The following is a 22,964-nucleotide window of genomic DNA, read 5'->3' as shown; positions in this document are numbered from 1 at the left end:
ACCCAATAATCACGGGACGGGACGGAGAGACACGATGAACTTGATCCAGCTCTTGCTGGTTACCGGCGGGCTCTTCACGCTGCTCGTGCTCGGTTACGTGGCTTTCGCAGGTCCCGACGCCGGCAAGAACAGCCAGCGCCGCTTGCAGCAGCTCCGCTTCCGGCATTCGGAAAGCACCGATGCCAAGGTGGAATCGCAGCTAAAGAAGGCGATCGCGGCCCGCAAGCCCAAGCAGTTCAAGCAGGCCGGATCCGGCTCGCGCGTTGAAGCTCTCGCTATCCGCCTCGACCGGACCGGCAAGGGCTGGACCCTCAGCCAGTACGCCTATGCCTCGCTCGGCATCGCGCTCGTGCTTACGCTCCTCATCTTCCTCAAGAGCGGCGCGTTCCTGCTCTCGATCGGCGTCGGCCTGTTCGCCGGTGCGGGCATCCCGCACTTCATCGTCGGCCGCGCGATCAAGAAGCGCACCAACCAGTTCAACGTGAAGTTTCCCGACGCCATCGAACTGCTCGTTCGCGGCCTTCGTTCGGGCCTTCCGGTTACCGAGACGCTGGCCGTCGTCGCCCAGGAAGTTCCCGGACCTGTGGGCGCGGAATTCAAGGGCATCGTCGAGCGCATCAAGATCGGCCGGACCATGGAGGATTCGCTCCAGCAGACCGCCGATCGCCTGGGCATTCCGGAATTCAACTTCTTCTGCATCACGCTCGCAATCCAGCGCGAGACGGGTGGTAACCTCGCTGAAACGCTGTCCAATCTGTCGGACGTGCTTCGCAAGCGTGCGCAGATGAAGCTCAAGATCAAGGCAATGAGTTCGGAATCGAAGGCCTCGGCCTACATCGTCGGCGCGCTGCCCTTCATCGTGTTCGGCATGATCTGGTGGATCAACCCGACCTACATCGGCGCCTTCTTCGAGGATGACCGCCTGATCGTGGCCGGCCTCGGCGGGCTCGTGTGGATGAGCATCGGCGGCTTCATCATGGCCAAGATGGTCAGTTTCGAAATCTAAGGAAGCAGGGAAGAGTAATCATGGAACCCGCAAGCGGCCCCACCCTCCTCGGCTTCGACGTGATCCTCGTCGGCTCGATCCTTGCCGGGATCGCGGCACTGGCGGTGTTCGTGGCGATCTACTCGGCCGTCACCATCAAGGACCCGATGGCCAAGCGCGTCAAAGCGCTCGAAGGCCGCCGTGAGGAGCTCAAGCTCGGCCTGATCACGACCAGCGCCAAGAAACGCCAGAGCCTCGTGCGCAAGAACGACACGGCGGACAAGGTCAAGGACACGCTCGGCAACCTCAAGGTGCTGCAGCAGAGCCAGGTCGAGGACATGCAGCAGAAGCTGGCCTGGGCCGGTCACCGCAACAAGGAAGTCGCGGTCCTGCTCATCGGCCTGCGCATGGTGCTGCCTATCCTGCTCGGCGGCATCGCCGCGATCCTGCTCTACGGCGTCGAGATCTATCCCGACTGGCAGTTCAAGCGCGTGGCCGCGCTCGCGCTGGCGACCTTCCTTGGCTACAAGGGCCCGGAAATCGTCCTCAAGAACAAGGCCACCAAGCGCACCGATGCAATCCGTAAGGGCCTGCCCGACGCGCTCGACCTCCTGGTCATCTGCGCCGAAGCCGGTCTGACCGTCGATGCCGCCTTCAACCGCGTCGCCAAGGAACTGGGCCGCGCCTATCCGGAACTGGGCGACGAATTCGCCCTGACCGCGATCGAGCTGTCCTTCCTCAACGAGCGCAAGCAGGCCTTCGACCACCTTGCCTATCGCGTGAACTTGGAAGCGGTGCAGGGCGTGGTCACCACCATGATCCAGACAGAACGCTACGGTACGCCGCTCGCCAGTGCGCTGCGCGTGCTGTCGGCGGAATTCCGCAACGAGCGCATGATGCGCGCCGAAGAGAAGGCCGCGCGTCTTCCGGCGATCATGACCGTGCCGCTGATCATGTTCATCCTGCCGGTGCTGTTCATCGTCATTCTCGGCCCGGCGGCCTGTTCAATCTCCGACGCCTTCAGTGGCGGTATCGGATAACCCGGCTACCCGGCAGAAAAGCGGGTCGTTTTCGAGAGCCTGGTCGACTACCTAGTCGGCCAGGCTTTCTGCATCGAAGTCCCCCGCATTGTCGCGCACGCGGGCGAGCATGTCGCGCAGGGCCGCCTGCTCGCTCTCGTCGAGCACCGAGAACATCTCCCGCTCGATCGTCAGGGCCAGCGGCATGATGCCGGCATGGACCGCCCTGCCCTCCGCAGTCAGCGCCAAGAGGTGCGAGCGCCCGTCCTTGGCATTGGGCGTGCGTTCGGCCAGCCCGCGGCTTTCCAGCGTCTTGCAGGCGCGATTGACCGGCACCTTGTCCATCAGCGTGAGCTGCGAAAGCTCGCGCTGGGTCAGCGGGCCGCTGTCGCCGAGCACCGCCATGATGCGCCATTCGGTGGTCTTGAGCGCGAACCGCTTGCGATACTGCTCCGCAATGCGGGTCGAAACCGCGTTGGAGGCGACCGACAGCTGGTACGGCAGGAAGTCCGCTAGGCGCTTGGCAGGTTGGCGTTTCGACATGACGCCACCCTTGCGAAGGCGGCGCGCCTTGGCAAGACCGTTGCGTCTGTAACCGTCACAAGCGTTACTATTCGTAGCCCGGCTCGTCCCACCAGGGGTAGAAGTCGGGCATGTTGCCGCCGACCGTGTCGGGATAGGCGGGCGCACGCTTCTCGAGGAAGCTGGCGATGCCTTCCTTCGCATCGGCACTGCGGCTGAGACGGTAGATCGCGCGGCTGTCCACGCGGTGCGCCATCATCGGATGTTCGAGCGGCGAAATGCGCCACAGCATCGCGCGGGTCATAGCGACCGAAACGGCCGAGGTGTTGTCGGCAATCTCGCGGGCGATACCCATGGCAGCATCCATCAGCTCTGCCTGCGGATGGAGCGAGCGGACCAGCCCCCGGTCGAGCGCTTCCTGCGCATCGAACACGCGGCCCGTCATGCACCATTCGAGCGCGGTCTGCATCCCGACGAGGCGGGGCAGGAACCAGCTCGAGGCCGCTTCCGGCGTGATACCGCGCCGCGCGAAGACGAAGCCGAAGCGCGCATTGTCGCTCGCCAGCCGGATGTCGAAGGGCAGCTGCATGGTCGCGCCCACGCCCACGGCCACACCGTTGCAGGCGCCGATCAGCGGCTTCTTCGAGTTGAACAGGCGCAGCGTCAGCCGCCCGCCGCCATCGCGCACGCGTTCGTCGGACAGGCTGTCCACCGGATTGGGATCGGAGAAGACGTGCCCCCCGCCCTCCGGCGTGAGGTCGGCCCCGGCGCAGAACGCGCGGTCGCCATGCCCCGTCACGATCACCGCGCGCACGCTGTCATCGGCGTCGGTCACGTCGAGCGCATCGATGAACTCGTCCATCATCACGCGGGTGAAGGCGTTCATCTTCTCCGGCCGGTGCAGCGTGACGATGGCTACGCCATCGGCGATGTCGAGCTTGATCTGCGTGTAGGCGCTCATTCGGATTCCCTCTCCTTTAACGCCTACAGGATGGAACACATGGAACAGGGTCCTGGGAGGAAATACATCCCCTCCCGCCCCGCCGGGTCCCAAGGCGCTTTTTCTCGCTGCGTTCCATGCACCACGCCTAGCGGCGAAGACAAGTGGTAGGAAAGCGTGCCCTTACCTCAGCGCCGCTCGAACGCCGCGATCAGCGAGGCAAGGTGGGCGCGGTGGGCGCGCGTTTCCGCGTCCGCCGCAGGCCCTGCCGCTATCGCCTTGATCCGCGCGATCCCTGCCAGCGCGGCCGAGCGCGAGACATAGTCGTAGGTCGGCAGCGGCCGCGGTCCCATGGGGGTCGGCTCCATCCCGCCGCCTGCGCCCGAAGCGATGCCGATCAGGCGGGTGAGGTATTCGACCTGCAGGTTCTGGCGATAGGTGTTCACCGCGCCGACGCGGTCCGCGTCGAACATCACGCCGGTCAGTTCCGCCATGTAAGTGCTGACCGGATAGGCCCCGCCATAGCGGCGCGTATCGGTAAGGCGCGTGAGCACATTGGGGTGCAGCAGATGGTCGAGCAGCGACTGCTGGACGCGCAGCGCACGGGCGTGCGGCTGGGGATCGACATTGGTCCCGTACATGTCGAAGCCGCGGCGTTCGACCTGCAGGCGGTTCAGCAGGTTCTCGCCCGCCGAAAAGGCATCGGGCGCAAAGGCCAGTTTGCTGACCACGCCGAGCGCGCGGCGCTGTTCGGCCACCGAGACAGGGACCAGCGGCTGCTGGGCGCCCGGCTGCCCGACCACCGAACGGTTGTTGTAGACGCCCGCGATCCAGCGCGAGGCGATATTCGCTGCGCGCGCCTTCTGGCCGGTCAGGCCGTAGTAGCTGTTCACCAGCGCCTGGTAGGTATCGCCGCTGTCGACCACGCGGTCGGCAAGAACGGCGAGCGTCTGGTCGACCAGCGCGGCGCGCTGCGTGGCCCAGCCGATCGGATCGTCCGACAGATCGTCGATCATCACGCGCGGATCGATATGCGTCCCGGGCGAACGCATGTCGTCGGCATCATTGCCATAGACCAGCGCCGGTTCGGTCGAGCGCGCCACGATGGCGGGCAGCAGGCTTTCTTCGGGCGTATAGCCGTACTGGATGGCCCAGACGTCATATGGGCCGGGCCGCGCAATGGCGAACTGGCCCTGCGGCTGGCCCGCAGGCGCGATGTTGATCTCGGTGTAATCCATCACCGAATTGGTCGGCAGTGCCGCGCCCGATCCGAGCGAGGACAGCGGTATCGAATGCGAGGAGCGCATGTTGTGCGTCAGGCCTAGCGTGTGGCCCACCTCGTGCAGCACGAGATAGGCCAGTTCCTGTCTCAGCAGTTCGTCCAGTTCCTCATCGCTCGCCCCGCGCGCCGCGAAGACGGAACGTGCGGCCATCATCTTGGCCTGCAAATCGGCGGCAAGCGTGCAGTTGGCTGCATGACGTCCCATGCCCGGAACGGACTTGCCGTAGGTAGGCAGGCCCGCCGTATCGAAAATCTCCGACTGCCATATCCGGCTCTTCAGGTAGACGTATTCCAGCATGATATCCGCGCCGATGATCTCGCCCGTGCGCGGATTGGTGAAGCTGGGGCCGTAACCGCCGAAGGGGGGCCTCGGCGATGAAGTCCAGCGCATCACGTTGTAGCGGACATCGCCTGCGTCCCAGCTCGCATCGTCGGGCTGGATCTGCACCTCGATCGCGTTGGAGATGCCGGCCGCCTCGAATGCTTCGTTCCAGGCCAGCGTCGCGTCGCGGATCGTGCCGCGCAATTCCCTCGGCGTGGTGTTCTCGATCCAGAAGGTGATCGGCTTGACCGGGTCGGACACTGCCGCAGACGGGTCCTTCTTTTCCAGCCGCCAGCGGTTGATCACGTCGCGGTAAGGCGCGTGCTCGACCGATGTCAGGTCGGTCTTCTGGTTGGTAAAATAGCCGACGCGGAAATCGTCGGCGCGCGGCTCGAAACCGGGTGCAGGCATCTTGAGGAAGGAATGCTGCACGAGGATCGCGACCGACCGCGCATCGGTGATGTCGGCCCCGCCGAAATGGAACGGTTTGGGATTGTCGAAGACGTATTCGACGCGGATATCGGTGTTGTCGGGGAAGTTGGCGAAGGTGGAAATCTGGGTCTTGTCTTCGGACAATTCGCCCAGCGCGAAGGCGGAGCCGGGCTTGTCGTCAGGCGATTGCCACGGCTTGATCTGCGACAGCGCTTCCTTTTCCAGCAGCGCGTCGGCCGAAATCAGGAACTTGCGGCCATCCTCGCTGGTGGCTGCAATCTTGACGTTGCCAATGGGCGCGCGGGCGATGTTCGCTTCCGAAGCGCGGGCGAGCGCGCTGTCGGGATCGAAATAGAAGCTCGTGTTGACAGCTTCCACCTCGACGCGGTCGTACTTCTTGTTGAAGGTGACGATCCGGTTGTCGCGGAAATTGCCGCGGAAATGGTTCGCCTCGACCGGGCCGTTTTCGGTGTAGGTGAAATAGATGAACTCGCTGCCCAACTGGTCGGCGTCGAGTTCGAGATAGACCTCGCCGGTCTTGGGATCGCGATAGAGCGGGAAGAGGCCGTCGGTCTTGCGGAAACCTTCGACGAACTGGGCGAGCGTCTTGGCCGCTTCTTCGCCGCCCTTTTCCCCGCCCTTGTCCTTGGCTTCGTCCTTGTCCTTGGCCTGCGCCGTGCCGGTTACCAGCAGGGCAGCGCCCAGGAACAGAAATGCCTTCTTCATCGAAATCCCCCTCGTGCCGAGTCCCGGCGCAAAGTGATCGGCTTTCGCGAAGAAAAAGCAAGCGATTAGGCGGAGCAGACACTGCCCGAAAAGCAAGTGCCGCCCGCCCCTTGCAGGACGAGCGGCACTGGATGCGGCCTGTGGCCGGAAACGCGCTTAGCGCGGCGCCATGCGGATCGCGCCGTCGAGGCGCACGTCCTCGCCGTTGAAATAGCCGCACTCGATCATGGTCATGGCGAGCATGGCGTATTCTTCCGGGTTGCCGAGACGCTTGGGGAACGGCACCGAAGCGGCCAGCGCTTCCTTCACCTGCGGCGGGGCAGCGTTCATCAGCGGGGTGTTGAAGATGCCCGGAAGGATGGTGTTCACGCGGATGCCTTCCTGCATCAGGTCGCGTGCGATCGGCAGGGTCATGCCGATGACGCCGCCCTTCGAGGCGGAATAGGCGGCCTGGCCGATCTGGCCGTCTTCACCGGCAACCGATGCCGTGTTGACGATGGCACCCCGATCGCCGTCTTCCGACAGCGGGTCGAGCGTCATCATGCCGGCAGCCGACTTGGCGATGCAGCGGAAGGTGCCGATGAGGTTCACCTGGATGATGAACTCGAAGGCGGACAGCGGGAAGTGCTTGATTTCGCCGGTCTGCTTGTCGCGGCTGGCGGTCTTCATCGCGTTGCCGATCCCGGCGCAGTTGACGAGGATGCGTTCCTGGCCGTGGGCTGCGCGCGCCTTGGCGAAACCGGCATCGACGTCCTCGTCGCTCATGACGTTGACCTTGCAGAAGATGCCGCCGATGTCCTTGGCGACCGCTTCGCCCTTCTCTTCGTTCATGTCGAAGATGGCGACCTTGGCGCCCTTGGCTGCCAGCGCGCGGGCGGTGGCTTCACCGAGGCCCGATGCGCCGCCGGTGACGACTGCGGGGGTATTGGCTGAAACTTCCATGGAAAAATCCTCTCGAAATGGGGGTGATTAGAGCGCCTCGACGATGGTGACGTTGGCGACGCCGCCGCCTTCGCACATCGTCTGCAGGCCGTATTTCTTGCCGCGCGCCTTCAGCGCGTGGACGAGCGTTGCCATCAGCTTGGTGCCGCTTGCACCGAGCGGGTGGCCGAGCGCAATCGCGCCGCCGTTGACGTTGAGGCGGTCGGGATCGGCACCGGTGTGCTTGAGCCAGGCGAGCGGCACCGGGGCGAAGGCCTCGTTGACCTCGAACAGGTCGATGTCCTCGATCTTCATGCCGGCCCGCTGCAGCGCACGGTCGGTGGCAAACAGCGGCTCTTCCAGCATGATCACCGGATCGCCTGCAGTGACAGTCAGGTTGTGAATGCGCGCCATCGGGGTGAGGCCGTATTCCTTCAGCGCCTTCTCGCTGACGACCAGCACCGCGCTCGACCCGTCGCAGATCTGGCTGCTGGTGGCCGCCGTGATCGTGCCTTCGGGGCTGAGCAGCTTGACCGAGGAAATCGATTCCAGCGTCGCATCGAAGCGGATGCCTTCATCGACCGTGTGCATTTCGGTGCCTTCGGGGGTTTCCACCTCGACCGGCACGATCTCGGCATTGAATGCGCCCGACCGGGTCGCCTCGATCGCCTTCTGGTGGCTCGACAGGGCGAAGCGGTCGAGGTCGTCCTTGGTGAAGCCGTGCTTCTTCACGATCATCTCGGCGCCCATGAACTGCGACCACTGGATGCCGGGGTATTTCTCCTCGAGGCCGGGCGACTTGTAGTTCCCCAGCCCCTCTTTCATGTGGAACATGGCAGTCGAGCCCATGGGCACACGGGTCATGCTTTCCACGCCGCTGGCGATCACGACGTCCTGCGTCCCGCTCATTACGGCCTGCGCGGCGAACTGGATCGCCTGCTGCGAGGAACCGCACTGGCGGTCGATGGTGACGGCCGGCACGCCTTCGCCGAGGCGCTTGGCGGCGAGCACGGCGTTACGGCCGACCTGCATGGCCTGTTCGCCGCCCTGGCTGACGCAGCCCATCACCACATCGTCGATCGCCTTCGCTTCGAGTCCCGAACGCTCCATGATCGCATCGAGCGACTTGGCAGCGAGGTCGACTGGATGGATTCCGGCAAGGCGACCGCCGCGCCTGCCCCCGGCAGTACGGACGGCTTCGACGATATAGGCTTCGGGCATTGCTCTCTCCGGTAAAAGTTGGTTTCGATTTGCTACGGGCTAGGATCGCTTTCCGTTTACGTCAACTGCGAAGTGCGGCGGGTGCGGGTGTGCGTTGCATGGTTGCGACAAAAGAACGCTATCACCCGAAAATCGCGGAAAACGGCCAAAAAAACGGTGTTGCAGCAATGCTACACCATAGGATGCAAATTGCTCGCAAGGATGCGCAGTCCTTTTCATCAAACCGTCATAAGGCGTAGTCCGTCGCGCAGGGAATGGACGAGGGGAGAATCTGGCATGAAGACCAGTGGCTCCAAGGCCTTCACCCATCGCATTTGGTTGGGGGACCATGGGCTGCGCTTCGGCACGGCGTCTGGGCTACTCAACCTGCAACGCCTTCGCCGCTCCGGCGGTGCGGGCACTTCATAAGGGTATGAAACCAGATGAAAAAATCTACGCAACTTCGCCTTAGCGCCGGATCGCTGTCCGTCGCTCTGGCCATGGTGGCGGCTCCGGCCTTCGCCCAGGATGCGGATGTCACCGACACCGCAGCCTCGGAAGAAGCCGCACCGGCCATCATCGTGACGGGTACGCGTCTTAACGCAAACCCGAACCTCGAGAGCGCTGCTCCCGTCCTTTCGGTTTCGAGCGAGCAGATCCAGTCGACCGGTACGGTTCGTATCGAAGACCTCGTCAACCAGCTGCCGCAGGTTTTCGCCGGCCAGGCCGGTGAAGTCTCGAACGGCGCTTCGGGTACTGCAACGCTCGACCTTCGCGGCCTCGGCTCGGTCCGTACGCTCGTCCTGATCGACGGTCGTCGCCTGCCCTACGGTTCGTCGCAGATCTCGTCGGCCAACCTCGACCTTATCCCGACCCAGCTGATCGAGCGCGTCGACATCCTGACGGGTGGTGCATCGGCAGTTTACGGTTCGGACGCAGTCGGCGGTGTTGCCAACTTCATCCTCAAGCGTGACTTCGAAGGCGTCGAACTGGACTTCCAGGGCGGCTTCCAGCAGCACGGCAACGACATCGACTTCTGGGAAGGCGTTCTTGACAGCGCCAGCCAGCCGAAGCCGGGTCCGATCGTGGACGGCGCAGAATATGCCTTCACCGGCATCTTCGGCACGAACACTGCCGACGGCCGTGGTAACGTCACCATTTACGCCAATTACGAAAAGCGTGAAGCCGTTACCCAGAACAACCGCGCATTCTCTGCCTGTACGGTAGGCCCCTCGAGCCGTGGCTTCGAAGGCGTCGGCTGCGTCGGTTCGGGTAACTTCCGCCTGTTCGGTGGCCCGGGTGGCTTCGCCTTCCAGCAGGAAGACGGCACCATCATCCCCTACGCCGGTGGCCCGCAGCAGACCTACAACTTCGGTCAGCGCAACTTCTTCCAGCGTCCGTCGGAGCGTTTCACGCTTTACGGTAAGGCGTATTACGAAATCTCCGACAACGTCGAAGCTTTCGCCGACATCAGCTATGTCGACAACTTCTCGGATGCACAGATCGCAGAAACCGCTTCGTTCGGTATCGGTTCGTACTCGATCAACTGCGACAACCCGTACATCCAGAACACGCCCGGCCTCCAGCTGACCGACATCTTCGGCTGTTCGGCTCAGGACATCATCGACGGCACGATCGTGAGCGGCATCACCGCTTCGCACCGTAACGTCGAAGGCGGCCCGCGTAACTCGCGCCTCGAAAACTCGGCGTTCCGTATCGTGGGCGGTTTCCGCGGCACGTTCGGCGACATCTGGGACTGGGAAGCTTTCGGCCAGTACGCCGAAACCTCCGACACCTCGACCTCGACCAACGACTTCGTCGTTTCCAAGCTGCAGCAGGCTTTCTTCGCAACGACCGATGCAAACGGCAACGTGGTCTGCGTCGATCCGTCGGGCGGTTGTGTTCCCTACAACCCGTTCCAGCGTAACCCCGATGGCACCACCGCCATCACCCCGGATCAGTACAACTTCATCCAGGGTGTCGGCATCGTCATCGGTGAAACCTCGCAGCTGGTGCTCGGCGCCAACCTGCAGGCAGACCTTGGTGATTACGGCTTCAAGTCGCCGCTCTCCGAAGAAGGCGTCGCCTTCCTCGTGGGTGTGGAATATCGCCAGGACAAGCTGAACGCGATCCCTGACGAAATCAGCCAGGTTCCGGGCGGCGGCTTCACGGGCGTCGGCGGTGCAACCCTGCCGGTTTCGGGTCGTGTGGACGTCCACGAGTTCTACAGCGAACTCCAGATCCCGCTGATCACCGACCGTCCGTTCTTCAACGAACTGGTCCTCGCCGGTCAGTACCGTCACTCGGAGTATGAAGCTTCGGGTAACGACACCACGAACAGCTTCGGCACGGACGCTTTCGGCGCCCAGCTGAGCTGGTCGCCGGTCGACAGCCTGACGCTGCGTGCCAACTTCCAGCGTGCAGTTCGCGCACCGAACGTTATCGAGCTCTATACGGGCCAGAACACCGGTCTGCCGAACCTGAACGTTGCCGGCACCAACAGCAACGGCGTGCAGGTCTATGACCCGTGCGCTACCAACGCTCCGATTGCTTCGCTCGCAGCTTGCGCCAACACCGGCGTGACTGCAGCACAGTACGGCACCATCCTCGACGTGATCTCGGGCCAGACCCAGGCACTGACGGGTGGTAACCCGCAGCTGCAGCCGGAAAGCTCGGACACCTGGACCTTCGGTGCGGTTTTCGAACCGACCTTCGTCCCGGGTCTGTCGATCTCGGTGGACTACTTCGACATCACCGTCGAAGATTACATCAGCGCCGGTATCGCGGCTCAGGTCTCGCTGGATAACTGCCTTGCAACGGGCGATCCGACGTTCTGTGACCTGATCACCCGTGGTCCGGGCGGTACGCTTGCAGCTGGCCCGCAGGGCGTCGGCTTCCAGCAGACCAACATCAACATCGCAGAACTGACCACGTCGGGCATCGACGGCCAGATCAGCTACCGTACCAACCTCGGTAGCCTGGGCGGCCTGAACTTCAACTACGCAGCGACCTATCTCGATACGGCTGACTTCATCCCGTTCCCGGGTGGTGATCCGATCGTTTGTGCCGGTTACTCGGATAACGGCTGTCTCCAGCCCGTTAACGCGCAGTACCGTCACCGTCTCGCTGTCACCTGGGAAAGCGACTTCAACCTGGATGCTACCGTCGCGTGGCGTCACTACAGCGAAGTCGATGCCTTCGGTGGTGAAGATGTGGGTCCGAACGAGTCGCTGATCGACGACAACCTGCCCGCTCGTAACTACGTCGACCTGTCGATGTTCTACGACGTGACGGAGTCGATCACCCTGCGCTTCGGTGTGAACAACATCCTCAACGCAAACCCGCCGGTCAGTGCATCGTCGGGCCCGCCGCTGGGTAACGGTAACACCTATCCGACCATCTACGACACCGGTCGGTCCTTCTTCGCAGGCCTGAACATCCGTTTCGGCGAATAAGAAGAAGCTAAACGCTACGAAGGAGCCGCGGACCGAAAGGTCCGCGGCTTTTTCTTTGCCTGCTGCATATCGGCGCCGGGTGGTGGCTGTCGCTCGCGCAATCCACCTTGCGGGGCTTGCCCGGCGGTACTTCCTTGGGGGCCCCATTCCTCTGCCCCCCTCCCCCCCGCCCCTCCGAAATCTTCCTGCGCTCGACGATCGCATGCTTCGCGGATGCCCGGCGGAGTTTTGCCCGCGTGACCATGCTGTTCGGGTTTCCCGCACAGGGCCGGCCTGGCTGCGCTGGACTGGACCAGAGGCAGGAGCGGGCCAGCCCTGTACCTGGAGGCGTGGCAACACGACTGCAGGCGCGACGCTCTCACATGCCCGTACACGCCGATGAATGCCCCGAGCACCTTCGCGCCCAAGCGCCCAAGCAAAGCCGGCAACAGCCCACGACGACACACTCGCCATCGGGCTTGCCCTTCACGAGCGGGCAATTCGCTTCATCCCGCAGGTAGATCGCGCCGCCCATGTCCGGACAGCGCAGCTCGATGTGCTCGCGTCAGGGCACGTTGTAGCAGGGGCCTCGTAGCCCGTTCGCGATGATCAAGACCGCCCGTGCCGCTTCGTTGAAGGTATGACAGGCACTGTCGGACCGCTTGGACACAGCATCGATCAAGAGCGCATCCCGGCCGTCCACCCGCAAGGGTACCGTGCACTCTGCCCTGGGTCACACCGACGCGTGCTGGAAAAGGCCGCCCTCCGATGATTCGTAAGCCCGCCAGCAACCGCCATCGCCCGCGTGGGCGCCAGATACAAAAACGGCCCCGTACCGAAGTACGGGGCCGTCCTGTCGGCCGTTACCGGCCAGATCGGATTAGAACTTCACGCCGATCGAGGCGAAGTACTCACGACCGTTGAGGTCGTAACCGTTACCGATCGGAGTGTTCGAGATGCCGAGCACTTCGTTGGTGTCCACCAGCGGCGGCTTCTTGTCGAAGATGTTCGAAACACCCACGCGGATGTCGAAGCTGTCGAAGTCGAAGCGCAGCGAGGCGTTGCTGACGAAGTAATCGTCGGCGTAGCCGATGTCGCGGCAGAACACGCCGTCACCCGCAACGATGCCGTCGGGGATGAACGCGCCGGTGACCGGATCGTTGCTGCCCGAACCGTTACCAAGGCAGGTGTTACCGATGAAGCCGGTCGGCTGGCCGTCCGGACCACGTCCGAAGGCGTCCGACAGCGGGTCGATACCGTCTTCCTGCTGCTCGGTCTCGCCGATGTAGCGGGTCTGCCAGGTGAAGGTCACGTTGTCGACCTGGGCGCTGAAGATCGCGCGACCCGTCCAGGACGGGAAGCCGAACTCACCGGCGTCGCTGTCCACCGTCGGTTCACCGGTGTCGGTCAGGAAGACCGAGTCACGCTGGATCAGGTGGTTGGCACGCAGGTTCAGGCCGAGACGGATGTCCTTGCCGAAGGCAGCGACATCAGCGCCGAAGTTGGCGTTCAGGTCGATACCGCGGACCGCTTCTTCGTTGATGTTCACGAAGCCTGCGAAGACGTCCGTGATCAGCTGACGCGAAGCCGGATCGGTGTCGTACTGGATGAAGTCACAGAAGTTCGAACGCTGGCCATCGTCGCGCAGGAAGCACTGGTTGACGATGAACTGGCCGGTCGGTTCTGCGATCGCACCCTTCACGTTGATGTCGTAGTAGTTGAAGTTGAAGCCGAAATCGATCGGACCGAACGACTCTTCGAAAGCGAAGCCGGTCGTGATCGAGGTCGAGGTTTCCGGATCCAGCGCGAAGCTACCACCCGAGGTGATTTCGACGCTCGGCACGGTGACCGTGTTCGCACCGTCGGTACCGACGCGGGTCGGATCGCGGCCTTCACGGCGGCAGTTGTCGAGAACCGAAGCATCACGCGTGTCGTTGCCTGCCTGGTAGCCGCCGTTGAGCGGTGCATAGGCATTGGCCGGGACGGCGCAGGGATCGGAGATACCACCGAAGCCCGACTGACCGGCCAGGAACAGTTCGCGCAGGTTCGGCGAACGGAACGACGTACCGTAGGAGAACTTCACGAGCAGCTGCTCGATCGGACGCCAGCCGAACTTCAGCGAGTAGGTACCGTTGGTGCCGTAGAACTCGTCTTCGGTCACACGGCCCGACAGGTTGACGCGCAGGTCTTCGACCAGCGTTTCACCCGACATGAGCGGAAGATCGATTTCGCCGAAGGCTTCCCAGATTTCCTTGCTGCCGGTCGCGCCCTGGTCGGCGAAGAAGCCGAAGAACAGGCCTTCCGAAGCAACTTCGTCGGGGATCGAGGCGAGCGAGTCGTTACGGTATTCACCACCGATCACCATCTTGGCGGTGCCGCCGGGCAGTTCGAAAACGCTACCCTGCAGGTAAGCCGAGATGATGGTCTGTTCGTAGGTCGTGTCGAAGTCACGGGTGTCGAACAGGTAGTCACGTTCGGCCTGGGTAGCGAAGTCGCCAACCGCGGTCTGGTAGAGGCTCGGCGCGAAGAGGTTCACGGGCACACAGCCTGCAACCACGTCGTCGCGGAGGTTGTCGGGGTTACGGAAGCCCGTGGTACCGCAAGCACCGCTCGAGAGGACCGGCGGGGTCGCGAAGCGAACCGCACTGTCGACCGTCGGGTCGAGGCCGAGGGCCAGGGCCAGGCGGTCCTGACGGATACCGGCGCGCGACGAGGTACCTTCCGAACGCGAGTACACGCCCGAGATGTCGAAGGTCCAGTCGTTGCCCGGGCCGAAGTTGATGAAGGGCAGGTCGCCGCGGATGCCGAAGACACCGCGATACTGCTCCTGCACCGTCTCGACCACGTTACGGTCGCCGTCCACGCCGACAACCGGGCGGACCGTGTAGGAACGGCCGGTCGGACGGGCGAAAGCGCCACCAGCGAAGGTGTAGAGACCGTCGAAGGTGTTGTTGTCGTCGCCGCAGTCGTTGTTGGCGATGTTACACGGGTTGAACGGGTTGCTGCCCTGAACGTACGGGAACAGCTGCGGCTGGGTGCTGCGGGCAGTCACTTCTGCGCGGCTGTAGTTCGCTTCGAAGTACGGCGTGATGTTGTAGTCGCCGCCGAAGCTGTACTCACCGTAAGCCATCACGTTGTACGTGTCCTGCGGGCTCACGAACGAGGGGCTGAGGTCGGTACCGTTGCGCGTCACTTCTGCGAAGTTGACGTCCAGCAGGCCGTCGCCGTTGCGATCGACAGGATTGCCGAATGCGTCGAAGGCGTCGCTGAAGAACGGGATACCCGTGTTACCGGCCTGGCCGGTGGTCGGGTAAACGGTCTCGTCGTAGTAGATCGAGCTGAAGAACAGCGGGCTGTTCGGGATGATGCGGCGGACCGCTGCGTCGATCGTACAATCGGTCGGGATTTCGCCGATGGTGCCGCCGCTGTCAGCCAGCGTGTTGGCATTGTCCGAGATGCCCAGCGTACGGATTTCACCGCTGTCGGTGACTTCGTAGTGGGTGTTACAACCAGCGAGGAAGTCGCGGTCGCCGATCTTGATCTCGTCGCGCTTCTGGTATTCGAAGCCGATACCGAAGTTCCAGTTGCTGCCGTACTTACCCCAGGCAGCGCTGATGCGGTAATCGTTGCCCGCGCCCTGTTCGTTCAGGTCGCCGCTGGCAAACAGTTCGACGCCGTCGAAGTCCTTGCGCAGGACGATGTTACCCACGCCGGCAACTGCGTCCGAACCGTAGACCGACGATGCACCGTCGAGCAGCAGGTCGTAACGCGCCACGAGCGACGACGGGATGAGGTTGATCGACGGGTTGCTCGGTGCGCCTTCGACACCGGCCGGTGCGAGACGGCGGCCGTTGACGAGCAGCAGGGTGCGGTCGGCACCAAGACCACGAAGGTCGAGGGTCTGCGAGCCCGGGCCGTTGTTGAGCACGAAGCCCTGGAAGGTGGCATCGATCTGGATACCGGCAGCGGATTCGCTCTGCTGGAGGATCGCGGCGGTATCGAACTGGCCGGTGTCCTGCAGCGTTTCGGTTTCGAGAACCTGCAGCGGCGAGATGCTGTTGTAGGTGTCGTTGCGCTGAATGCGCGAACCGGTAACGACGATCGCGCCCGGCACGGCTTCCGTGCTGGCGTCGGTTACGTCGACGGTTTCGGCGACGCATTCGCCACCCACTTCTTCCTGGCCTTCAGGACAATCGGCGTCCTGGGCGAAAGCCTGGCTTCCGACGGTCAGCGCAATTGCCGACGCCGAGAAGGCGAGACCCTTGATGGTTTTCGTGTGAATTTTTCGCATTGAATACTCCAGTCGCGACAACTGGAACTGCGCCCCCGTGTCCCCGGACAACAAAACCGGACACACCCCTAGTGGCGTCCGGTTCCGTCATGATCATGCCCGGGACTTTGAAAGCCCCCAGTCCCAACTGAGGGTGGTTCTGCGTGAACGCCCCGCAAGTGTCAAAGCGCCCACGCGGATTTGAAGCGGATGTTGCGTAAATCCCACATTAATCTGGCGGTCAGGTGAAGCCGTGCAAACCTATGCGCAATTATCAGTCTAATTATTGCAACTGATCTGGAATTTTCTTTCGCGAGCGAGCGTGGCCGGTTTTCGCGAATTGAAGAAATCCCGCGAATCACTGCGGATTTTGCAGCTTCATGACGGGCGGGACTTGTGCGCCCCGCCCATCGAAATCAGCTCACCTTCATGTCCAGCTGCCCGTCGCCTTCGTCGATCCGGACGGTCGATCCATCGGGCACCTTGCCCGACAGGATCATGTCGGCCAGCGGGTCCTGTACATAGCGCTGGACGGCGCGCTTGAGCGGCCTTGCGCCGTAGACCGGATCGTAGCCGACGCGGCCAAGCCACTTCTTCGCGCCATCCGTCAGGTCGAGCACGATCTTGCGGTCCTTGAGCAGCTTCTGCACTCGCGCCACCTGGATATCGACGATCGGCGCCATGTGCTCCTGCGCAAGGCGGTGGAAGAGGATGATCTCGTCCAGCCGGTTGAGGAACTCGGGCCGGAAATGCCCGCGCACCACGTCCATCACCTGCGGCTCGACATCCTCGACCTTCTGGCCGTCGTCGAGATTGGCGAGGTACTGGCTGCCGAGGTTGGAAGTGAGGATGATCAGCGTGTTGCTGAAATCCACCACCCTGCCCTGCCCGTCGGTCAGGCGCCCGTCGTCGAGTACCTGCAGCAGCACGTTGAAGACATCGGTGTGCGCCTTCTCGACCTCGTCGAACAGCACCACCTGATAGGGCCTGCGGCGAACGGCTTCAGTCAGGACGCCGCCTTCCTCGTAACCGACATAGCCCGGAGGCGCGCCGATCAGGCGGGCGACCGCGTGCTTCTCCATGAATTCGCTCATGTCGATGCGCACCATCGCGCTGTCGTCGTCGAACAGGAATCCGGCGAGCGCCTTGGTCAGTTCGGTCTTGCCGACGCCGGTGGGGCCCAGGAACAGGAAACTGCCCAGCGGACGGCCGGGGTCCTGCAGGCCGGCGCGCGCACGGCGCACCGCCTTGGACACCGCATCGATCGCCTGGCTCTGGCCGATCACCCGCTTGCCGAGAATGTTTTCCATGTCGAGCAGCTTCTCGCGCTCGCCTTCCATCATCCGGTCGACGGGAATGCCGGTCCAGCGGCTGACCACACCCGCGATGTCGTCTTCGGTGACTTCTTCCTTGAGCAGGGCGTTGTCGGTGTGGCCGCTTGCCTCCTCGAGCTTCTTCTCGAGCTCGGGAATACGGCCGTATTGCAGTTCGCCCGCCTTGGCGAGATCGCCCGCGCGCTGCGCCTGTTCCAGCTCCAGCCGTGCTTGGTCGAGCTCTTCCTTGACCCGCGCTTCGGCATGGATCTTGTCGCGCTCGTTCTGCCAGCGGGTGGTCAGCTCCGACGACTGCTGTTCGAGTTCGGACAGCTCCTTGCGCAGCGCCTCGAGGCGGTCCTTGGAGGCACTGTCGGTTTCCTTCTGCAGTGCCTGCTCCTCGATCCGCAGCTGGATGATACGACGGTCGAGACCTTCGATTTCCTCGGGCTTGCTCTCCACTTCCATGCGGATGCGCGAAGCTGCCTCGTCCATCAGGTCGATGGCCTTGTCGGGCAGGAAGCGGTTCTGGATGTAGCGGTTGGACAGCTGCGCCGCCGCGACGATCGCACCGTCGGTGATGCGCACGCCGTGGTGCAGCTCGTACTTGTCCTTGATGCCGCGCAGGATCGAGATCGTGTCCTCGACCGTGGGCTCGTCGATGTAGACCGGCTGGAAACGCCGCTGCAGCGCGGGGTCCTTCTCGACATACTTCTGGTATTCGTCGAGCGTGGTCGCACCGATGCAGTGGAGCTCACCGCGCGACAGGGCGGGCTTGAGGAGATTGCCCGCATCCATGCTGCCTTCGGACGCGCCCGCGCCGATCAGCGTGTGCATCTCGTCGATGAACAGGATGATCTGGCCTTCGGCGCCCTTCACTTCGTCTAGCACCGCCTTGAGGCGTTCCTCGAACTCGCCGCGATACTTCGCGCCCGCAATCAGCGCGCCCATGTCGAGTGCCATCAGCGTGCGGCCCTTGAGGCTGTCGGGCACGTCGCCATTGGCGATGCGCAGCGCGAGGCCTTCGGCAATCGCGGTCTTGCCAGTGCCGGGTTCGCCGATGAGGGCGGGATTGTTCTTGGTCCGGCGGGCGAGGATCTGCACCGTGCGGCGGATCTCCTCGTCGCGGCCGATCACGGGGTCGAGCTTGCCGTCGCGCGCCGCCTGCGTGAGGTCGCGCGCGTACTTCTTCATCGCGTCATAGCTCTCTTCGGCGCTGGCGCTGTGCGCGGCGCGGCCCTTGGTCGCTTCCTGGATGGCCGCTTCGAGCGACTTGGCATCCACGCCTGCCGACTTCAGCGCGCGGCCGGCGTCATTGTCCGCCAGCGCGAGCGCCTGCAGCAGGCGCTGCACGGGCACGAAGCTGTCGCCCGCCTTCTCGGCCAGCTGTTCCGCTTGGTCGAGCACCCGCACGGCATCATTGTCGAGGCCTGGCGTCTGCTGCGCCCCGCCGCCCGACACAGACGGCACCTTGCCGAGCGCGGTGTCGACTTCGGTAATGGCCACGCCAGGGTTGCCGCCAGCGCGCTGGATCAGCTGCGCGGCCATGCCCTCGCTGTCTTCCAGCAGTGCCTTCAACAGGTGCAGCGGCGAGATGCGCTGGTGGCTCATGCGGATTGCCACGGTCTGCGCGCTTTGCAGGAAACCCTTGGCGCGATCGGTGAACTTCTCGAGATTCATGCTGGTCCCTCAGTAAGAATTACCGCTCGAATATGGTGTTGCGATTATGCAACACAAGCCCTCCCCCGCAAAAATCGCGAGGTGTGTTACTCGAATATAGGGGTGCCTCTTCGCTTGGCGAGAGGCAAGGCGAAAATTATTCTGCCGGCTGGCCTTCCAGCCCTGGCACCATGACGGTACGGCTGCCGCCGAAATCCTCGCGCACCACGATCAGGCCCTGGCGTTCGAGATGGTCGAGCAGGCGGCGGATGCGGCCCGGCGAACTGGTGCCGTAGGCGCGTGCGAGCGCGTCCTCGTCGACCTCGGTCTCGCCCGCATGGGCGGCCTTGGCGATGACGAGGAACGGACCGAGCAAATCGTCGTCGACCATGCCCGACAGGTGCATGATCTGCGCCTGCGTCGCCTCGTCCAGTTCGGCGAGGCCTGCCCCTGCAACCGCGAACTTGCGGCGGAAGGCCTGCATGTCGGGCATGGGGCCGATCAGCCGCTCGCGGCGGCAGCGGGTGAGGAAGGTCTGGTATTGCGCGCTGGCGGACTGGAAGGCGATGCCTTCTTCTGCGGCCAGTTCGGCGATGATCTCCGCTATGCGCGAGACGACGGCGGAGGTGTCCACGCCGGGCTTCGGCGCATCCAGCTGGCGTTCTTCTGCACGGGCAATGCTGTCCTCCATCTCCTCCACGCGCGGCGCGGGCGGCGGTGCGGGAGGCGGCGGCGCCTTGGCGACATCGCTGGCAAGGTCACGGGTGAGCAGGTCGGCCATGTCGGCAGGCGCCGTGTCGGGCAGCGCAATGAGCCCTTCGGCGCGGGCCTTGAGCCCCGTCTTCACCGGACCGATTTTCACCGCCACCGGCAGGCGCGTGATTGCCGGGCCGAGCGCGAGGAAATGCCCGCGCTCCAGCTCGCGGATGCGTTCCGCCTGCCGCCGCTCCATGCCGAGCAGGTCGGCGGCGCGGACCATGTCGATATCGAGGAAGGTGCGGCCCATGAGGAAGTTCGAGGCTTCCGCCGCGACGTTCTTCGCCAGCTTCGCCAGCCGCTGCGTCGCCACCACGCCGGCCAGACCGCGCTTGCGGCCGCGGCACATGAGATTGGTCATGGCCGACAATGTCATGCGGCGCGTGTCCTCGGCGATCTCGCCCGCCACGGCAGGCGCGAACATCTGCGCCTCGTCCACCACCACCAGCACCGGATACCAGTGCTCGCGCGGGGCATCGAACAACGCGGTCAGGAACTGTGCGGCGCAGCGGATCTGCTGTTCCACCTCGAGGCCGTCGAGGTCGAGCACCACGCTGGCGCGGTGTTCGCGGATGCGGCGGGCCAGCGCCTCGATCTCCGCCGGCGAATAGGCCGAGCCGTCGATCACCACGTGGCCGAATTCTTCCGCTAGCGAGGGAAAGTCGCCTTCCGGGTCGATCACGACCTGCTGCACCATCCCTGCGCTTTCCTCGAGCAGGCGGCGCAGCAGGTGCGACTTGCCGCTGCCCGAATTGCCCTGGACGAGCAGGCGCGTGGCAAGCAGCTCCTCGATATCGAAGAGGACCGGCTTGCCGGACGATTCATTGCCGATGGTGATGCTGGTGGTCACAAGGCTCTGGCTAGCCAGCCGAATCCCGTTAACGAAATAGCCGCGCGGCGGTTTTGCCCAGCGAGATTGCACCGTTCGTCGCAGGCCGCTAGGCGAAGGGCCGAGAGAGGATTGTCATTCATGGCCAAATGGGTCGGGCGGATCGGATTTGCCCTTCTGTTCATCGTCGTCGCTGCATTCATCACGCTGGCGACCTGGGAACCGTTCTGGGCACGCGGGGCCGAAGTCGACCCGCCGGCCGAGGTCTACACGGCGGAAATCATTCGCAGCGAGTTCGGCGTGCCGCATATCTACGGCAAGCGCGACCGCGACGTGGCCTATGGTGTCGCCATCGCTCATTCGGAAGACGATTTCTCGACCCTGCAGGACGTGATCGCGATGGCACGCGGCCGCTACGGCGCGATTGCCGGACAGGAAGGCGCGGCGGTCGATTACGTCTACCACCTGCTCGACGCGCGCGGCACGGCAGAACGCCGCTATCCCGAACTGCCCGCCGATACGCGGGCGCTGTTCGAAGCCTATGCCGCGGGCCTCAACGACTATGCCGAGCAGAACCCCGACGAGATCAAGCTCGGCAACCTCTTTCCCGTGGCGGGCATGGACGTGGCTGCAGGCTTTGCGCTGCGCCAGCCATTCTTCTTCGGCCTCAACGGGGTGATCGAGCCATTGGTGGCGGGCGACGACCTGCGCCCCGAATTCGGCCCCGACATTCCCGGCTTCCCGCGCGGGTCGACGGACCAGCCGACCGAGGAAAGCGCCGACAAGATTGCCTATTCTCCCTTCGGTCCCGACGGCGCTCACAACGGCTCCAATGCCTTTGCCGTCACGCCTGAAAAGTCAGGCGGCCCCACCACGCTGATCTCCAACAGCCACCAGCCCTGGCGCGGCGGGGTCGCCTGGTACGAGCTGGTCGTGGAGAGCGAGGAAGGCTGGCACTATGCCGGGGCCAATTTCCCCGGCTCGCCCTTCCCCTTCCTCGGCCATAACGAGGACCTCGGCTGGACCAACACGGTCAACACGCCCGACATGGTCGACGTCTACAAGCTCGAACTCGACGAGACCGGCACGCGTTACCGCTTCGCCGACGAATGGCGCGACCTTGAAAGCCGCACGGTCACCCTGCCTGTCCGTCTCGGTCCGATCGTCCTGCCGATCCAGCGCGAGGTGTTCCGCTCGGTCCACGGGCCGGTGATCAAGAACGAGAACGGCGCCTTCGCCTTCCGCTATGGCGGGATCGACAACCTCGGCCAGCTCGATGCCTATTACCGGCTCAACAAGGCGAAGACCCTCGCGGAATGGGAAAGCATCCTTGCCCGCATGGACATCCCGTCGACCAATTTCATCTATGCCGACCGCGAGGGCAATATCGCCTATGTCTACAATGCCGCCCTGCCCGACCGCCGGCCGGGACCGAACTGGCGCGGCATCCTGGCGGGCGACGATCCCGAACTCCTGTGGGACGGCCCTGTCGACTACGAGAAGCTGCCGCGGCTCGTGAACCCGGCGTCGGGCTGGCTCTACAATGCCAACAATGCCCCCTTCACCGCTGCGGGGCCGGGTAGCGATTTGTCGCCCGGCGACTTCGCGCCCGAACTGGGCGTGGAGTTGAAACAGACCAATCGTTCACGCCGGGCATGGAAGCTGCTTAGTGAGACAGACGTGCTCGACCGCGCCAATCTGGAGCGGATCAAGTACGACACCGGCTATGCCCGCGAGGATTACGTCGCGCGGCTGTGGGACGATCTGGAAAAGCTCGACCTGTCGGACGATCCTGCGCTGTCGCGAGCGCGTGCCCTGCTGATGCAATGGGATTTCACCGCCGACAACGTGGGCCGCGCCGATGCGCTGGCGCTGCTGATGATCCGCGAATTCATGTCCTCGTCCTACCAGAACAAGCCGTGGCCCGATGTGCGCGCCGAACTGGAAAAGGCGGTTGCCCATCTCACCACCCATTTCGGGCGGATCGACCCGCCGATGGGCGAAGTGCTGCGCTTGCGTCAGGGCGAGGTCGACCTGCCGCTCGACGGGGGTTCGGACACGCTGCGCGCCTCGACGCTGTGGAACGTGGAGGCGGACGGGCGACTGTCGGTCAAGCACGGTGACAGCTTCATCCAGTGGGTAGAATGGGAAAAGGGCAAGCGGGTCCGCTCGCGCTCGATCCAGCCCTATGGCGCGGCCACCACGCGCCCTGCTTCACCGCATTACGCAGACCAATCTACGCTGTTCGTCCAGCACCGCTTGAAGCCGGTGCACTTCTGGCGCGAGGACGTGCTGCAAAATGCCAAGAGTCGCAAGACGGTGACCAATCGCCGCTAATAGATTACGAACACTTA

The 22,964-nt window shown here is 63.8% G+C and carries 12 protein-coding genes; 4 read left to right on the top strand and 8 right to left on the bottom strand.

What is annotated here, in order from left to right; all coding sequences use genetic code 11:
* Positions 1-34: 34 nt before the first annotated feature.
* Both LCL94_RS10070 and LCL94_RS10065 read left to right on the top strand, forming a co-directional pair.
* Positions 35-1,006: a type II secretion system F family protein gene (locus tag LCL94_RS10070; RefSeq protein ID WP_224832086.1), complete on the top strand. Its 972-nt coding sequence runs from the start codon at positions 35-37 to the stop codon at positions 1,004-1,006.
* Between the two features lie 20 nt (positions 1,007-1,026).
* On the top strand, positions 1,027-2,025 hold the full coding sequence (locus tag LCL94_RS10065) for a type II secretion system F family protein (protein ID WP_263611773.1): 999 nt from the start codon (positions 1,027-1,029) through the stop codon (positions 2,023-2,025).
* Positions 2,026-2,076: 51 nt separating this feature from the next.
* Here the strand turns inward: LCL94_RS10065 and LCL94_RS10060 are convergent, their stop codons facing one another.
* The 5 genes from LCL94_RS10060 to LCL94_RS10040 form a co-directional block, all read right to left on the bottom strand.
* On the bottom strand, positions 2,077-2,547 hold the full coding sequence (locus LCL94_RS10060) for a MarR family winged helix-turn-helix transcriptional regulator (RefSeq protein ID WP_222554456.1): 471 nt from the start codon (positions 2,545-2,547) through the stop codon (positions 2,077-2,079).
* A 67-nt stretch (positions 2,548-2,614) separates the two neighbouring features.
* The gene (locus tag LCL94_RS10055) at positions 2,615-3,487 is read right to left on the bottom strand and encodes a crotonase/enoyl-CoA hydratase family protein (RefSeq protein WP_224832085.1); all 873 of its coding nucleotides are present in this window, start codon (positions 3,485-3,487) and stop codon (positions 2,615-2,617) included.
* 167 nt (positions 3,488-3,654) lie between these two features.
* Positions 3,655-6,228 (bottom strand): zinc-dependent metalloprotease, encoded by a 2,574-nt coding sequence (locus tag LCL94_RS10050; protein ID WP_224832084.1) that lies wholly within the window; start codon positions 6,226-6,228, stop codon positions 3,655-3,657.
* A 156-nt stretch (positions 6,229-6,384) separates the two neighbouring features.
* Positions 6,385-7,170 (bottom strand): SDR family NAD(P)-dependent oxidoreductase, encoded by a 786-nt coding sequence (locus LCL94_RS10045; RefSeq protein ID WP_224832083.1) that lies wholly within the window; start codon positions 7,168-7,170, stop codon positions 6,385-6,387.
* Positions 7,171-7,197: 27 nt separating this feature from the next.
* On the bottom strand, positions 7,198-8,370 hold the full coding sequence (locus LCL94_RS10040; protein ID WP_224832082.1) for an acetyl-CoA C-acetyltransferase: 1,173 nt from the start codon (positions 8,368-8,370) through the stop codon (positions 7,198-7,200).
* 422 nt (positions 8,371-8,792) lie between these two features.
* Between LCL94_RS10040 and LCL94_RS10035 the strand changes: the two genes are divergently transcribed.
* Positions 8,793-11,804 (top strand): TonB-dependent receptor domain-containing protein, encoded by a 3,012-nt coding sequence (locus tag LCL94_RS10035; RefSeq protein ID WP_224832081.1) that lies wholly within the window; start codon positions 8,793-8,795, stop codon positions 11,802-11,804.
* An 859-nt stretch (positions 11,805-12,663) separates the two neighbouring features.
* Here the strand turns inward: LCL94_RS10035 and LCL94_RS10030 are convergent.
* The 3 genes from LCL94_RS10030 to LCL94_RS10020 all read right to left on the bottom strand — a co-directional run bounded on the left by LCL94_RS10030 (position 12,664) and on the right by LCL94_RS10020 (position 20,631).
* Positions 12,664-16,074, bottom strand: coding sequence for a TonB-dependent receptor domain-containing protein (locus tag LCL94_RS10030; RefSeq protein WP_224832080.1), 3,411 nt, complete (start codon positions 16,072-16,074; stop codon positions 12,664-12,666).
* A gap of 395 nt (positions 16,075-16,469) precedes the next feature.
* The gene (gene clpB / locus LCL94_RS10025; RefSeq protein WP_160606194.1) at positions 16,470-19,046 is read right to left on the bottom strand and encodes an ATP-dependent chaperone ClpB; all 2,577 of its coding nucleotides are present in this window, start codon (positions 19,044-19,046) and stop codon (positions 16,470-16,472) included.
* 136 nt (positions 19,047-19,182) lie between these two features.
* Positions 19,183-20,631, bottom strand: coding sequence for an ATP-binding protein (locus LCL94_RS10020; RefSeq protein WP_224832079.1), 1,449 nt, complete (start codon positions 20,629-20,631; stop codon positions 19,183-19,185).
* Between the two features lie 120 nt (positions 20,632-20,751).
* On the opposite strand from LCL94_RS10020, the gene LCL94_RS10015 reads away from it, so the two are divergent.
* On the top strand, positions 20,752-22,947 hold the full coding sequence (locus tag LCL94_RS10015) for an acylase (protein ID WP_224832078.1): 2,196 nt from the start codon (positions 20,752-20,754) through the stop codon (positions 22,945-22,947).
* Positions 22,948-22,964: the final 17 nt, after the last annotated feature.

It is taken from the genome of Qipengyuania gaetbuli (genome assembly GCF_020171365.1).
GTDB lineage: Bacteria > Pseudomonadota > Alphaproteobacteria > Sphingomonadales > Sphingomonadaceae > Qipengyuania > Qipengyuania gaetbuli_B.
This window is presented reverse-complemented; position numbering and strand designations above follow the sequence as displayed.

Bases quoted from the DNA above. Each gene is read 5' to 3' on its own strand.
- LCL94_RS10015 (WP_224832078.1), top strand. From the start codon at position 20,752: ATGGCCAAATGGGTCGGGCGGATCGGATTTGCCCTTCTGTTCATCGTC.
- clpB (WP_160606194.1), bottom strand. From the start codon at position 19,046: ATGAATCTCGAGAAGTTCACCGATCGCGCCAAGGGTTTCCTGCAAAGC.
- LCL94_RS10050 (WP_224832084.1), bottom strand. From the start codon at position 6,228: ATGAAGAAGGCATTTCTGTTCCTGGGCGCTGCCCTGCTGGTAACCGGC.
- LCL94_RS10060 (WP_222554456.1), bottom strand. From the start codon at position 2,547: ATGTCGAAACGCCAACCTGCCAAGCGCCTAGCGGACTTCCTGCCGTAC.
- LCL94_RS10045 (WP_224832083.1), bottom strand. From the start codon at position 7,170: ATGGAAGTTTCAGCCAATACCCCCGCAGTCGTCACCGGCGGCGCATCG.
- LCL94_RS10070 (WP_224832086.1), top strand. From the start codon at position 35: ATGAACTTGATCCAGCTCTTGCTGGTTACCGGCGGGCTCTTCACGCTG.
- LCL94_RS10040 (WP_224832082.1), bottom strand. From the start codon at position 8,370: ATGCCCGAAGCCTATATCGTCGAAGCCGTCCGTACTGCCGGGGGCAGG.
- LCL94_RS10030 (WP_224832080.1), bottom strand. From the start codon at position 16,074: ATGCGAAAAATTCACACGAAAACCATCAAGGGTCTCGCCTTCTCGGCG.
- LCL94_RS10065 (WP_263611773.1), top strand. From the start codon at position 1,027: ATGGAACCCGCAAGCGGCCCCACCCTCCTCGGCTTCGACGTGATCCTC.
- LCL94_RS10055 (WP_224832085.1), bottom strand. From the start codon at position 3,487: ATGAGCGCCTACACGCAGATCAAGCTCGACATCGCCGATGGCGTAGCC.
- LCL94_RS10035 (WP_224832081.1), top strand. From the start codon at position 8,793: ATGAAAAAATCTACGCAACTTCGCCTTAGCGCCGGATCGCTGTCCGTC.